Below are 15,639 nucleotides of genomic sequence, written 5' to 3'. Positions count from 1 at the left end.
AATTACTTTCATGCTGGGCGCACTAAAAAAGTTGCTATCTGCAATCGACAGACAGCAACTTTAGGTAAATGTATGTTTACAATCCCCTACACTTTTACACTACTTGCTTTTCTACCATGTACAAAATAATAAGCAGGAATTAATAAGAAGATGGCTATAGCTAAAATAATGTACATCGTATGAAAACCAAATTGTTCAACAATTAAGCCAATAACATAAGCTCCGATTCCCATACCGGTATCCATGCAAACGAAAAATGTTGAAATGGCTAATCCTAAGCGATGTGGTGGTGATACTTTCACAGCAATTGTTTGCATACTAGACATTAATGTTCCGTACCCTAAAGCTAAAAATACGCCCGCCAGTAAAAGAATAAAACCATTGTTCGCAAAAGCAATTAATAATAAGCTACAAGCAAACAACACAAAAGACGGATAAACAACTATATTTTCGCCTTTTCTGTCAAATAATTTTCCTGCAATTGGTCGACCTATAAATAAAAAGATGGCGTAAACGACAAAGAAAAAAGATGCAGCTTTTGTTAAATTGATTTCAATAGCATACGAATTAATAAAAGAAATAATACTTGAATAAGTAATACCACTTATGAACATAAGCAATGAAATCGGAAGAGCTGTTTTCTCAAAGAAATCTTTCAATTTAAAGCCCTTTTTCAAATTTTCTTTTTGTTCCGGTGTTAAATCAACCTCTGTTATTTTACCTAATGCTGTTGATACCAATGCTAGGATACTGAAAGTGATACAATAAGCGAACATCGTGTTATAACTAAAATTATTCGTAATATACAACGCTAAAAAGGGACCAATAGCTGTTGCAGCTGCCGTACTTAATGAAAAATACCCCGTACCTTCGCCTCTTTTATCATCTGGTAGTCTTGCCATAGATACAGTTATCAAAATTGTCGTTGAAATACCAAATGCAATCCCATGTAAAAATCGAATAACCATTAAAAATCCAATGCTTGTCACGAATAAATATGTAATCGAAGCAATTAAAAATAACGTTAATCCACTATACAATAATTTTTTACGCCCTATTACATCAAGAAATCTTCCTGCAAACAATCGTGCAAATAACGCCCCCACAACAAAGATACTTGCGGCTAATCCAGCGCTACTCTCTGATGCTTTAAATTGCTGAATCGCATATACAGCCATCGACGTCATTAATAAGTAAAAGCTTAAAGCAACTAAGAAATTAGATGCTAATAAAAATATAAAATCCTTCGTCCAAATTTTTCCCTTTTCCACGTTATTTATCTCCATTTCTTGCAAAGTCAATCAATCCCAAAGCAATAATGCTCGGTTATCTTCTTTCGTATTTGAAAAACTAACTACATTTTCATTTTTCATAATCAAGTATACACCAATATTTTTAAACACTTCTATGACGAAAAAATTTTAGCTTTTAATATAACTCAACATGAAAATTGGTTAAAGTACCGTCAGAATAACAGCAATACCGTTTAAAACACTATGAATAATCATCGCAGGTATTATAGAACCTGATTTTTCATAAGTCCATGCAAATACTAAGCCTGAGATAAAGTTCACTGGTAGCGTGTTATACGTTGGAATATGAACGATTGTAAAAATGAGCGAGCTAAATAGTATTCCGCTTCTAACTCCCCATCTTAACTTCATCCATTTATAAAGAAAGCCCCGATAGAAAATTTCCTCGTAAATAGGTGAAATAATGGCTGCTGATATAAATGCAATGCTAAATGTAAACCAAGTAATATTTCTTTGTAATGACTCAGTCTTCGTATTTTCAACACCTATATGGAATAGGTACATCAACATTAAAATCATGCAATTAGTAACTATTAAAATGAATACCCAATAAATGATAGATTTCCAATAGCTTTTAGTAAACCGACATAGGCCTATTTCAAACCATTTCAAATGATGTGGCTTAAGCGCAATAAAATATACACCTAAAGTAAACACAATCGCCATTAGAAAACCAGTAGCTGTACCTGAATAAAGTCTATCCTTGAATATGTGCAGTAAAAAACTATGCAATAAATATTCGACGAAGAATGGTACAAACACAAGCGTTAATAAAAGTAATAAAGTAAATTCCTTATAAGTCCATTTCGAAGATGCAGTACTATCTTTCTTCATTCTTAAATTCCCCCTGAAAAATAAAGTATGTTACATTTAGAATAAATGGTGACGTTACGTAACCTACAAGCGTTATTTTAAGGAGGATGGATTCAATGACGTATTTTTCTACAGGAGAGGTATCGAAAAAGCTAAATATATCCTTACGTACACTGCGATATTATGATGAAATTGATCTAGTAAAGCCTACTTTAAAAGAGAATAATGGGAAGCGATACTATTCAACTGATGATCTACTGCTTCTAGAAAAGATTTTGCTACTAAAATCCGCTTCTATATCTTTAGAAGATATCAAAAAAATAATGAACCAAGTCACGATTCAAACAACACTATCCATACATAAAACGCAGCTTGAAGATAAAATCAAACACTTGCAACAATCCTTGAATCATACAAATACGCTAGTGAATATGTTAAAACTGGACGATGATATTCATTGGGAGCAATTATTGCCGCTTCTTTCAGAAGAAAATCAGTCCTTGAAACGCCACAGGAAAAATGATGTAATGAATAAATTATTCAATAAAGAACAACAAGAGGCTTTAAAGAAGCAACTTCCGAAAATGGAGAGTAATTCAGATCATCTATTGAAGTGGCTTAATCTAGCAAAGCGAATTGAGTTATGTATAGAGGATGGGAAAACGTTTGATTCCCCGGAAGGTCAATTGATCGCACACGATACATTACTGTTATCCAACGAAATGTTTAATGGCGATGATGAATTAGCAAAGAAATTTTGGGAAGCACGTAAATCTGAAGAGATTTCAGCTGATTTGAGCCTTTACCCTGTTAAAAAGGAAATTATATTATTTCTAGAAAAAGCAATTAATTATTATCAAAATAATTAATAAACGAAAAATAATAGTCTATAACATTTTCAATTTAAAAATCTGATATAAGGAACATTTGTTCTATATATAGAGAAATATAATAATTATACATATATTTTATGATTATACAATGCATTTTTGCTTAAATTATCATAATTTATCGCATTATTATCAAAAATGCTATTTTTACAACGATAGAACAAATGTTCTGTTTGTAAAAGATAGGATTGATCTAATCTATTATTGCTTCAAGAATGAGCTTTATAAAACTAAGGGAATTACAATATAAAAAGCCCAATTCTTCAATTCAAATGCTGAGAAATTGGACTTTTTTGTAATGATAAAAATTATCTGAGATCTTGCCAAATCAAATACTGTTATTCTCCCTCTTTTTCTGCGGCCATTGCATCAGCTCTAGTAGGATGAATCGTTCCAAATGGATGGTTAGGCGGGGTATAGATTGAATATAACTTTAACGGAGTACTACCTGTATTTGTTACATTATGCCATGTTCCTGCAGGGATAAAAATAGCAGAATCATCATTGACATTTTCTTTAAAGGTTAAATTATCTTTACTCTCGCCCATTTGAGCAACCCCTTCCCCTTGCTCTATACGTAAGAATTGATCGACATTAGGATGTGTTTCTAGTCCAATATCTTCTCCTGGATTTATACTCATTAATGTTAACTGTAAATGCTTGCCTGTCCATAAAGTGGTACGATAATTATTGTTTTGCTTTGACGCTTCGTTAATATTAATGACAAACGGGTTAGCACCATTATCTTTGAGCGTTTCTTTATGTTGTACCATGCTGATCCTCCTTAATTGTGATATGTCATTAGAATTCTCCCTTTCATTAATTTTTCATACCTTTTTTTATTACAAATCAATCTATTAACATAAAACTTCAACATAGTCTAAATTCACGTACAATAAAACGCCGAAATTATTCATTTTGACGTTTCTTATTTGATAAAACTCTATTAACTAAACCACTTTACTTATTGAGTTTTTAGATAGGTGTTTCATTTTTTCTAATTGACGGAAAGTTGTGTTAAATTAGCAAAGAAATACGCTTCTCTTAGTTTACGTGAAGGTGCACTTCCATTAACATAACCAGCGGACCCATTATGTAGCATATTTGCTTGAACTGCTTATAACGTTGCATAAGCAGTAGTATTAAAAGAAAAAAGCCTCTCCGTTTAATGTAGAGAGGCTTTTTCTTCGTTAGATTTTTATCTAATAGTTTTTAGATAATCTTATTTAACAAGTGATTTTCCGCCAGCAATACCTGGTGTTGTCATTGCATAAGGATCTAAAATTTTATCTAATTGTTCTGCTGTTAAAGCACCAGATTTAATGCAAAGTTCACGTACAGAAGCACCAGTAGCGTATGCTTCTTTTGCAATTTGTGCAGCTAGTTCATAACCGATATGTGGGTTCACTGCTGTTATAATACCAACACTTTTTTCCACATATTCTTTAAGATGTTCTGCATTTGCTTTGATACCAACTAAACATTTTTCTGTAAATACTTTAAACACATTTGTCATAGTAGAAATTGATTGAATTAAATTAAAGAATAATACAGGTTCCATGACATTTAATTCAAATTGTCCAGCTTCTGAAGCAGAAGAAATAGTTAAATCATTACCAATAACTTGGAAAGCTACTTGGTTAACGACTTCAGCCATAACAGGGTTTACTTTACCAGGCATAATAGATGATCCTGGTTGACGTGCTGGAAGGATAATTTCAAACAAACCATCACGTGGACCAGAAGCCATTAAACGTAAGTCATTTGCGATTTTTGACATATTAATCATACATACTTTTAAATTAGCCGATACTTCTGTATAGCAATCTGTATTTTGAGTAGCATCTATTAAATTTTCGGCACCTTTTAATGGTAAACCACTTAATACGCTAAGATTACGAACAACCGATTTAATATATGTTGGATCCGCATTCAATCCAGTACCTACTGCTGTTGCACCCATGTTCACTTCATAAAGATGTTGTCTTGAAAGTGAGATACGATCGATATCACGTGATACTACACGACTATATGATTCAAATTCTTGTCCAAGTAAGACTGGAACTGCATCTTGAAGATGTGTACGACCCATTTTAATAATACCAGCAAATTCTTTTGATTTAGAAACAAACGCACTTTGCATTGTTTTAGTAGCTTCAAGTAATTGATTTAATAAGCTTAAAACCGCAATATGTGTTGCAGTTGGAAAAGAATCATTTGTTGATTGTGACATATTAATATGACTATTTGGGCTGATTACCTTATAATTACCTTTTGTTTCTCCCATTAATTCAAGTGCGCGATTGGCAATCACTTCATTTGTATTCATGTTAATAGATGTGCCTGCGCCGCCTTGAATAGGATCTACTATAAATTGCTCATTCCATTGTCCAGCAATAACTTCGTCACAAGCTTGAATAATATACTTACCGATATTTTTATCTAACATGCCAACTTCCATATTTGAAAGTGCAGCAGCTTTTTTTACAATCCCTAAAGATTTAATAAGTTCAGGGTGAATTCGATATCCTGTAATAGGAAAGTTTTCAATAGCTCTCATAGTTTGAACACCATAATAAGCTTCTTTTGGTATTTCTTTTTCTCCTATAAAATCTTTTTCGATTCGAAATTCAGTTGTTACCATAATCATTATCTCCAGTTCTAAGATGTAATTGCGTAAGCTCTTTACACTAAATCTTTCATATAGATAGTAACACAAATTCTCTCTAAAAAATGTTACAAAATTGATTTTATAATAGGTTGTAATATTAAAAAAATACTAAAAATACACGCTATTTTGTACATTGCTGAACAAATAGTCCATCATATATTTCAACTATTCACTCGAAATACTATATAATAGTTACATCTAACAAGAAAGGTTGAGAATTATTTATGTCAAATGTTGAGAAAATGGTTGAACACGCGCTTGAACTAAGACGTACAGGTCGATATGACCAAGCCTTAAATATGTACACAGCTGCTATTAAAGAAGAACCGTCAAATAGTAATCTATATCGAGGAATCGGGAAAGTTGCTTATCTAATGGGACAAAGTAAACTTGCAGTATCCGCTTACTTGTCAGCATTACATATTGAAATTGCGAAAATCGAACATTTTGGTTTAAACGAAGAAACACAAAAAATGTTCGATCAACTTCCGGAAGTATTAACAAAAGATTTACCGGTTATCGGGGCATTTATCATTTATTACGATACGAACACACTGCGTCACTTAGCACACGCAATTGCTGACTTTGACGACAATGCCTTAAGTCAAGAGCCAGAACTAGTAGCCTTCAAAGAAATTTATACAGCTCATTTAAAAGGTGATCAGGAACTAGCAGATATACTAGCAATTTATAATCGCACTGAAAAAGACTATACGGATCAAGAATCGACATTTTATATTCAAATTGGGAAAGAACTTGCTTTAGCGTGGATTAAGTGGGATCACTTAGGTAGTTTGGATGTAGGAAATTTATATTTTTAAGATTGATGAAGCCAACAGTCGAGTTTAACTGTTGGCTTTTAATATAGTCTTATTCCCTGCTATCAAAATTATACCTTATTTAGTTTACATAATAATATTATGTGTTAACATTGGAAGTGACAGTATATAAAAACACTCTTATCTTACAATTGATAAGAGTGTTTTCTCATTTCCTAATGATTCAGCATTTGTTGACTATAACTCTCTATAAACATCCGAATCATTAAGTTACCTTCTTTTGTTCCAATAGATTCTGGATGGAATTGTAACCCATATACGGGATAATGCTTATGTTGTATAGCCATGATTTCCCCATCATCTTTGGCAACTGCCGTTACTTTTAAATCATTTGGTAAGGTATCTGGATCAATCACTAATGAATGATAGCGCATTACAGAAACAGATTCTGGACATTTTTCGAATAGACCTGTCTGATTGAATTCGATGTCAGAAAAGAGTCCATGTTTAATTTGTTTCGCTCGAACAATTTTTGCACCAAATGCTTCACCGATAGATTGATGACCTAAACAAATCCCGAGTATAGGGAACTCAGTATACAGCTCTTTAATAATATCAACGGAGATTCCCGCTTCTGTTGGTGTTCCAGGGCCTGGAGAAATCACGATAGCTTCCGGATGTAATTTGCGAATGTCTTCCACATACAAAGCATCGTTCCGAACGACTTTAACATCTTTTCCAAGACTGCTAATTTGTTGATAAAGATTATACGTAAATGAATCATAGTTATCTATAAGTAAAATCATGAGCGCACCTCCAACAATGCTTTTGCTTTGTTTAGTGTTTCTTCGTACTCATTTTCAGGGATTGAATGATAAACTACTCCTGCACCTGCTTGCACGTATGCTTTCCCTTTTGTAACAACCATCGTACGGATAGCAAGAGCCATATCCATGTCTCCAGAGATTGAGACATAACCTACAGCACCCGCATAAACTCCTCTTTTGTGATGTTCCAAGTGGTTAATAATTTGCATAGCACGTATTTTAGGTGCACCAGAAACTGTTCCAGCTGGGAGAGAGGTCGCCAATACATCTAAAGGATGGATATCTTCTTTTAATTCCCCTGTTACTTCAGAAACAATATGCATAACATGTTTGTAACGCTCTATTTGCATATATTTTGGTAACTTTACTGTACCTATTTTTGAAAGTTTCCCAATATCGTTACGTCCTAAATCTACAAGCATACGATGTTCAGCAAGTTCCTTTTCATCTTGTAACAATTCCTTTTCTAACGCTAAATCTTCTTCAACAGATTGGCCTCTTCGTCGAGTACCAGCAATTGGATTTGTGGTCACCGTTCTACCGTTTACTTTCACTAAACTTTCGGGAGATGTTCCAAGAATGACATAGTCTTCAAAGTCCATATAGAACATATAAGGTGATGGATTAGTTGTTCGAAGTCTTCGATAGAGATTCATCGGATTCCCCGTAAAATCTGCTTCGAATCTTTGAGATAATACAACTTGAAAAATATCCCCTTGTTCAATATGATGCTTTGCTTGTTTGACCATCGTACAAAACTCTTCTTTTTCTATCGTTGAACGGAATTGAATTGTATCTGTATCGTCTTCACTTTGAGTGAAAATAGGAGAAGCTAGTTGTCTATCAATCTCATTTACACGCTGGATCAATTGATCATGTGTAAGTCCATCTTTTAAGAAATCAATAGCAACAATATGCACCTCTTGTTTTAAGTGATCGACAACAATAAACGTATCGTAAAACAACACATGCATATCTGGCATTTGTAAATCGTCTTGTAAAATTTCTCCTATATTTTCATGATAAAATGCCGTCTCATATCCAAAATAGCCAATAGCACCCCCAAAGAACGAAAAAGGGTATCTTTCCTCTTCTGTGGGGATTAATTCCTTTAGCATTTCAAATGCATCTGTATCTGTTTTTAGTAGTTCTTGTTCTTTATTGAATAATTGATAAACATTATTGGATGAAATCATTTCTGCAACTGGATTAACTGCGATAAATGAATATCTTCCACTTTCTTCATGCTTTGCTGATGATTCAAATAACATTTTCTTTGAACCCTTTAAAGCATGGTAAATCGAAATAGGTGTAAGCATATCACCCTGAATTGTCTTCATCTCATACATTCTCGTCTCAACTGTCATTTGTTTAACTCCTTTACTAAGCTCTTCTCAACTCAATCCAGCTCATACCGCAACAATAAAAAAGTCCCCATAGAAAAAAATCTATGAAGGACGGAATTCCGCGGTACCACCTATTTTGTAGCAATTTTGCTACCACTCACATAATAACGGTATGTGCCGGATTACCCTACTACATGTTCAAGTAATCACTCACAGGCCCATTCAATAAGGGAATGGATCGGCTTCCACCAAACGCCGACTCTCTACACCATTTCATCTTATTTACTACTCCTGCTCAACGATTTCAATTTGAAATTGTAAGTATGTTACATATTATAAACAAATTTATGAGAAAATTCAATGTATTATTGTTCAACATGGATTTTCGTAAAGAATTTTAACATGTAACGTAAATAGCGTCGTGTAGTCGTGATACGTTCTTCTAAAGAAGCGGCGATTGTCTTATAAAATGATGCACCATCATCTGTGCTTCTTAAATTTCGAACAGTTCTCTTTTCATCTGGCCATGATCCCACTAAATAGCCTTCATCTTCAAGTTCCCATGCAATTTGATATAAATAGCCATTCGACGGACACCAACCAAATAAGTCTTCTAATTGTTGACCAACTTCGGCCATATAAAAACTAGAACGGGTTTGTGAAAGCTTTAAAGCTAAATATCTCACAGCATCTTTGACAGAAATCAGTTTAGAAAAATAACTTCTGAATTCTTCAGGTAATGGATGCTCTGGTCTAGGTGGCTTTTCACCATTTCTCGTTAACTCATAATAGAAACGATCTAAAACGAGAACAATCTCATGAAATCTCTCAAAATAGAGCTCGTTATACCGGTGAAGTCGATTTCTCCCAATTTCAGTTGATGTATATAAGACTTTCTTATGCATTTGTCTTGCTTGAAGTGCTCCTTCTGCTTCAAGCTGCTTCGCTATTCTAGCAACATATTCATAGCCAACTTTACGCCCTGGGAATTCATCTTGAAATTGCTGATGAATCTCTACAGAGTACTTTTCAGAATCTTGGGTTGCATAAAGCCAATAGAGAGCTAATGTATCTTTTACACTAAAGCCTACTGTTTGTTGAAAGTTCTTTTCTTTCAATGATGAACCCTCCTTTTGGACTTTTAACTATATTATACCAAAATTCTTTCTAAATAGTGGGAAATTTCGATGGAAATTTATTAGTTTTATCGAAATTCTATTAATAAATCAAGCTATTATAATAAACAGTAAATTCAAGTCGATATCATTGCATAGTGAACGTTGAGCTGATGATTTAAGTACAGTTGATTTACTCTCTAAAAGGAGTCATTGTTGAAATAATAAAGCACCAATGTTATACATCAGTGCTTCGCTTTACCTTACTATGGTTCTTATTTAACGGTAATCTTATATGGTTTACTTTTAACCCCAAGACTGTTTTTAACAATAACTGTTAATATGGTTTTTTGAGGTTGATTTTTTATATACAATGAAAAATGACCATCTGGATCAACATGATCATAAGCTAGTAATCGCTTATTTCGATAAACGTATACTTTTGAGTTAAGCTCAGCATTGCCTCTCAAATACTTTGTATTCGAAGTAACTATTTGAACAATGGGTTGAGCTGTTGTTTTGGATTGCTTAACCGTGACGAATGTTGGTTCGCTTACATTACTAACTGAATCTCCTGCCGTTATACTCAATTTTGTATCTAACGCTTGAAAAGGAATCGTTAGTTTAAAATGTCCTTTTTTATTTGCAGTTCCTGTTGCGATTTGTTTTGAATCTTTTTTTACTACTATGGAACTGTTCGGTTCTGCTGTACCAGATATACTGCTACTACTTGTCGAAACGGTATTGACAACAGGTTTTGTAATTATTTTTGCGGAAGGGGTATGAATTTTGATATACACACCATTTGAAGCATTCCCCGTTTGATCCGTAGTGATTAATGTTATTTGATATTCTTGATGTGGTTTTAGTTTTTTTACGGTGTAGTTTTCATATTCTGTTGCATCCACAAATTCATCATTTACATAGATTTCTGTCATATTAAAATCAGAGTCTTTTGGATTTACCCACGATAATTTGACGGAGTTTGTCTTTAGATTGGAACTAGATAACTTATTGACTTCCTTGGGTGGCGTTATATCCTCTTTTGTTCGAAAAGTTTTCTCAACCCCTATAGAACTATCACCATTTTTATCTATGAATTTTAAAAGTACTTTGTAATTCCAATTTTCACGCAAATTTTTTAATGTATAGGATGACGAATTTGTTGTTGATATAGTCTTAGATCCATCGATGATCATAATAACCTTGTTAAAAGAAGATGTATCAGGAATGGTATAGGTTATTGTTGCTTGATGATCTTTAATCTTAGTAATTTGGACATTACTTAAATCTTTTGGTACGGTATTATAAAGCTTTGGTAATTGAGCTAATCCATAACCGTATTTAGAATCTTTGCCTTTTATCCCTAAATCTAATGCATTGGTTTTTAATTTTTGGATGAGTTCCGTAGCTGAACTATATGGATATTTTTCTTTTAGTAATGCGAATAATCCCGTGACATGTGGAGCAGCGTAGGATGTACCCGTTGCATAGAAAAGTTTACCTTTACTATTGATCGTTGGTATATAATCTCCAGGTGCTACAAAGTCAATGGACGTACCTGTATTTGAAAACACGCTGATTTTTTTATCCTTTCCAATGGAACTGACAGCAATCACATTATTATAACGTGCAGGGTATGTTGGTTGGGTAGCTCCTTCATTACCAGCTGAGGCAACGATAATGATCCCTGCTTTAACAGCTTTATCAATGGCTTTTTTTAACGCAGCATCGTTTTCGTATACACTTGATGAAATGTTGATGATGTCCATTTTGTATTTGATAGACCAGTTGATGGCTGCAATTATTTCTCCGACGGTTCCGTCCTTTGTCCCATCCGCATATTTTAAGGAATAAAGCTGAACATTTGGTGCAACACCAATAATATCTGAAATCGAATTATTAAATGTTTTACCACCTATTTGAGCGCCAATCACAGCTGCTACACTTGTTCCGTGACCTTCGCCATAACCACCTCTATCCCAAACGTCTGATTCATCGATATCTTTTGTTTCAGGATTATCTTTTACAAATGATATACGTTTGACGACATTCTTTAAATCTGGCACATTATTAATCCCTGTATCGATCACCGCAACTTTTACACCATTTCCTACGTATCCTTTTTTCCAAAAGGATGGAGCTTTTACATAATTTAAATTCCAATAAGAAGTATAAGTAGGAATTGGATTCGAGGATTTCACAGTTGTATCATCTGCAATTCTCATTTTCTTTAAACTATTATTGATAAATTCAATGTTTCTGTTGTTTTTAAGCTTTGCCAATTGTTGATCATTGACGATCGCTCTGACCATTTCAACTTTATCTAAAATATTTTCAACTTTTGAAACGTTTTTTAAGATGTAGGTCTTTCCTTCCTCGTTTTTATAGGAAATCATAACATCTGTAGATTGATTTGCAGATACATCTGGAGCGTGATACATAGACCAGCAACCAGTTAAGCAAATAGCTAAGAGCAATGTTCTTTTCTTTAGTTTTAGGAATGTCCCATTTTTCATATCATAACCTCCGTTGTACCGATACATTGTTCTTAGAGCAAGGTGATATTTTGTTTCAATAATATTATGTATTTATTAATAGAAAAAGACTGCTTAATTGTATTTCAACATAAAAAGCAATCTTTTTCTACTATTATTCTAGTATGCCATATTTTATTTTTATCCGAGATAATTTTTCACCTATTGGTTTGGCAAGGACAAGTAAGAAGAAAATATTAGAAACTGCATATGTTGCCGTAAAAGGAATAGCAGTTCCAGCTGCAGCTATATATCTTTTCCATGAGAATTCTCCATCATAGGAAAGAACGGTCCAAATATCCATAATTACTGAATAAAGAATACCGCTGAAGAATCCATAAATGATTAACGGTATTTTATATCCCATCCATTTTGTCTTTCCTAGAATCCCTGCAATATAGCCTAATATCCCCCAAGTGAACATTTGAAAAGGTGTCCAAGGCCCCTGACCAAAGAGGATATTCGAAGTAATCGCTGTGGTTGCACCAGTTAAAAATCCACCTGCAGGTCCAAACGCAAATCCGGTTATTGCGACGATGGCCGTAACAGGTTTAAATGCAGGTACCCAAATAAAAGCAGCACGTCCTGCAACCCCTATTGCTGACATCACTGCAATGATTAAGATTTCTCTTGGTTTTGGTTTTTTCTGTTCAAAAGAAATGAAAAATGGGACACATGCAAATAGTACAATAATAAGAGATAAAATGTTATAGCGACGATCCTCCCATAATGTCACTCCTATCACTAAACAAAGAGGAATAATGATTAATGTTACTATAGAAGTCACAACAAATCTTTTATTTATAATTGAATTGTTTCTTTTAGTTGTATGTTGCATCGTTTAATCACATCCTCACAAGTAATGACATTTGAAAATAGATGGCGCGACATTCGATGCGCAGCAGTTGTGTAATAATGATTCCCACTATAAAATGTCTTTGTTGCATCCATTGAAATAATGCTTCCATCAAAAAATAGTGCACAACGATCCGAATGGGATGCAGAAAATTCAATATCATGTGTTACCATAACAATCGCGATACCTTTAGCCTTTAAACGTTTCAAAATATTTGCTAAAACTTCTTTTGAAGCAGCATCCAATCCTTTTGTAGGTTCATCTAGTAAAAGAATGCAAGGATGTAGTAATAGTATTTTTGCGAAAGCCAACTTTTGCTGTTCACCGCCACTTAAATCGTATGGGTGTCTTTCTAATAAGTACTCTAAGTTAAGTAAACGAACGATGGAATTAATTTCATCTGCTGCTTCTTCGTTTGATAATTTCAATGTTTGGGCAACTATTTCTAATTCTAGTTTTACGGTTTTAGTCACAAATATTGTTTGTGGATTTTGCGGTAGAACAGCCATACATTTATGATACAATTCATCGTTTGAATATTTTTTAATAGGTTTATCAAAAATTTTTATTTTCCCGCGGTAAGGTCTATGTAATCCAGACATGACACCAAGAGCAGTTGTTTTACCAGCGCCATTTCCGCCTAATATACTGATTACTTCTCCAGGATAAGCTTTTAATGAAAAACCTCTTAATATATCGTTTCCGTCTTTTTCATACCGAAACCATGTATCGTTTACATCTAGTACAGGCTTTTTATCAATGGTAACAGGTTTTGGCTGATTTACTGCTGGACTTTCTACAAAATTTTGAGATAACCATTGTCTGCCTTCTCTTATCGTTAATGGTGCCTCAGTTTGACTGTTTAGTGCATGATGAACACGAATAGGGGTAGGTAAACCTAAAAGCATAGGATGAACATTTGAAACGTTTTGAAGTTCCTGTGCTACTTTCTTAGGTGTTCCGTTGCAAATAATCCGTCCGTTATCCATTACTACTACTCGATCTGCTAGTGGATATACCTCTTCTAATCGATGTTCGACTAAAATAATCGTTAGACCAAAATCTACATTCAACTTGTGTATAGTAGAGATGAATTCACGAGCAGCAATCGGGTCTAGTTGAGATGTTGGTTCATCTAAAATGAGAAGTTTCGGTTGCATGGCCATTATAGCAGCAAGATTAAGTATTTGTTTTTGACCTCCAGAAAGTTCCATTGTACTTTTTCGAAACCATGTTTGAATACCGAAATAATTCGCCATCTCCGCGACTTTCCTACGAATCGTCATTGTATCAAATCCTAGATTTTCTAAACCAAAGGCCAATTCATGCCAAACTTTATCTGTCACTATTTGATTTTCTGGATTTTGCATAACAAAGCCAATTTCAGCTGCTGCAATTCTTTCAGATAATTCGTTTAGTAGTATTCCTTCAAAAAGGATTGATCCAGATGTATCACCATGTGGGGTGATTTCCCTTTTTAAGTGTTTTAATAATGTACTTTTCCCACAGCCAGAAGTCCCACATATGACCACAAATTCACCTGCTTCAATAGATAAATCAATATCATTTAATACAGGTTGTTTTGCAAGCGGATAGCTGAAATTTAATTTTTGGATATCAACGAACGCCATTTTAATGCCTCCCAAAGTTCAATCGTAACTGGAATAGCTACTAGTAATGTAAAAGATCCATATAGAAGATAAGAAATCGGATGAAAAGTTATTTCACTGAAAGTAGGGTAAAAATAATAATCGTTATATCCTAAAAAACTCCCCAACACATTCACACTAGCCAATATAAGCATGATTGCTAAAAGGAGTCCGTCTCTTTTTTCGAATGTAAACAAAGAAAAAGTAGAACGCTTCGGCATTCCATATCCCCTTGCTTTCATAGAATCCGCTGTTTCAATTGCATTATCTAACGCCCATGAAATGAGAATCGAAATAATTCGAATGCCACATTTAATGCGGTGTAAAAAGCTCCCTGTAGTAACATCCATTCCAATCGTTTTTTGCGCATGTGCAATTACACGAATTTGATGTTTAAAACGTGGTACTAAGCGCAATGTCAATGAGATGATTAATGCGAATGAAGGTGCAATTTTACCGAATAAATAAAGAAACTTATCCGAAGTCATAATGGTGTTGTAACAACCAAACCAGAAAATAACGGAGCAAATCATGATTGACATCGCAAAGCCATAAACAATAGCTTCTATTGTAATGGGATTATTATCTACATACAAAATAATCAGTTCTCCATCATGGCTAATCAAAGGGTTGACTATAGCTGCTACTAGGAAAAAAGGAACCATCCATTTTAAACCAGAAAGAAAAGATGTTCTGTTCACTTGTAAACTCAATAGAATCGAGAAGATAAGAGATATCATCAGGTATATTGGATGCATATAAAACATGGTCATTCCTACTACTAATATAAAATAACTAAAAAGAACAATCGGATGATAGTTTGCAAAAGCTTTCAATATATTT

The 15,639-nt window shown here is 33.9% G+C and carries 13 protein-coding genes and 1 other annotated feature; of the genes, 2 read left to right on the top strand and 11 right to left on the bottom strand.

Annotated elements, in window-relative coordinates:
* Positions 1–86: 86 nt before the first annotated feature.
* Together D1606_RS16340 and D1606_RS16335 are read right to left on the bottom strand one after the other, a co-directional pair.
* The gene (locus tag D1606_RS16340; protein ID WP_119417083.1) at positions 87–1,271 is read right to left on the bottom strand and encodes an MFS transporter; all 1,185 of its coding nucleotides are present in this window, start codon (positions 1,269–1,271) and stop codon (positions 87–89) included.
* Positions 1,272–1,454: 183 nt separating this feature from the next.
* Positions 1,455–2,147: a CPBP family intramembrane glutamic endopeptidase gene (locus tag D1606_RS16335; RefSeq protein ID WP_119417082.1), complete on the bottom strand. Its 693-nt coding sequence runs from the start codon at positions 2,145–2,147 to the stop codon at positions 1,455–1,457.
* A gap of 95 nt (positions 2,148–2,242) precedes the next feature.
* Here D1606_RS16335 and D1606_RS16330 point away from each other — a divergent pair, with 95 nt between their 5' ends.
* Positions 2,243–2,995, top strand: a complete 753-nt coding sequence (locus tag D1606_RS16330) for a MerR family transcriptional regulator (protein ID WP_158582411.1) — start codon at positions 2,243–2,245, stop codon at positions 2,993–2,995.
* A 359-nt stretch (positions 2,996–3,354) separates the two neighbouring features.
* Here the strand turns inward: D1606_RS16330 and D1606_RS16325 are convergent, their stop codons facing one another.
* Positions 3,355–3,840, bottom strand: coding sequence for a cupin domain-containing protein (locus tag D1606_RS16325; protein WP_233548151.1), 486 nt, complete (start codon positions 3,838–3,840; stop codon positions 3,355–3,357).
* Between the two features lie 398 nt (positions 3,841–4,238).
* A complete protein-coding gene (aspA, locus tag D1606_RS16315) occupies positions 4,239–5,663 on the bottom strand; it encodes an aspartate ammonia-lyase (RefSeq protein WP_199670778.1) in 1,425 nt (474 codons plus the stop codon).
* A 248-nt stretch (positions 5,664–5,911) separates the two neighbouring features.
* On the opposite strand from aspA, the gene D1606_RS16310 reads away from it, so the two are divergent.
* A complete protein-coding gene (locus D1606_RS16310; RefSeq protein ID WP_119417078.1) occupies positions 5,912–6,508 on the top strand; it encodes a tetratricopeptide repeat protein in 597 nt (198 codons plus the stop codon).
* Positions 6,509–6,681: 173 nt separating this feature from the next.
* Here the strand turns inward: D1606_RS16310 and D1606_RS16305 are convergent, their stop codons facing one another.
* From D1606_RS16305 to D1606_RS16275, 7 genes are all read right to left on the bottom strand, one after another.
* A complete protein-coding gene (locus D1606_RS16305; RefSeq protein WP_119417077.1) occupies positions 6,682–7,272 on the bottom strand; it encodes an anthranilate synthase component II in 591 nt (196 codons plus the stop codon).
* Complete coding sequence (trpE, locus tag D1606_RS16300) at positions 7,269–8,660, bottom strand: anthranilate synthase component I (RefSeq protein ID WP_119417076.1); 1,392 nt, start codon at positions 8,658–8,660, stop codon at positions 7,269–7,271. The genes D1606_RS16305 and trpE overlap by 4 nt, the downstream gene beginning before the upstream one ends.
* An 83-nt stretch (positions 8,661–8,743) precedes the next feature.
* Positions 8,744–8,947: a binding site (T-box leader), on the bottom strand.
* Between the two features lie 57 nt (positions 8,948–9,004).
* Positions 9,005–9,757, bottom strand: coding sequence for a helix-turn-helix transcriptional regulator (locus D1606_RS16295; RefSeq protein ID WP_119417075.1), 753 nt, complete (start codon positions 9,755–9,757; stop codon positions 9,005–9,007).
* 272 nt (positions 9,758–10,029) lie between these two features.
* Complete coding sequence (locus tag D1606_RS16290; RefSeq protein WP_158582410.1) at positions 10,030–12,273, bottom strand: S8 family serine peptidase; 2,244 nt, start codon at positions 12,271–12,273, stop codon at positions 10,030–10,032.
* Positions 12,274–12,406: 133 nt separating this feature from the next.
* Entirely contained in the window at positions 12,407–13,129 is a 723-nt protein-coding gene (locus D1606_RS16285; RefSeq protein WP_119417073.1) for an ECF transporter S component, read from the bottom strand.
* Entirely contained in the window at positions 13,093–14,778 is a 1,686-nt protein-coding gene (locus D1606_RS16280; protein WP_119417072.1) for an ABC transporter ATP-binding protein, read from the bottom strand. The genes D1606_RS16285 and D1606_RS16280 overlap by 37 nt, the downstream gene beginning before the upstream one ends.
* Positions 14,751–15,639: energy-coupling factor transporter transmembrane component T (locus tag D1606_RS16275; RefSeq protein WP_369973822.1), on the bottom strand; the 889-nt coding region annotated here is incomplete at its 5' end. The genes D1606_RS16275 and D1606_RS16280, both read right to left, overlap by 28 nt.

This window comes from Rummeliibacillus sp. POC4, from assembly GCF_003576525.1.
GTDB lineage: Bacteria > Bacillota > Bacilli > Bacillales_A > Planococcaceae > Rummeliibacillus.
This window is presented reverse-complemented; position numbering and strand designations above follow the sequence as displayed.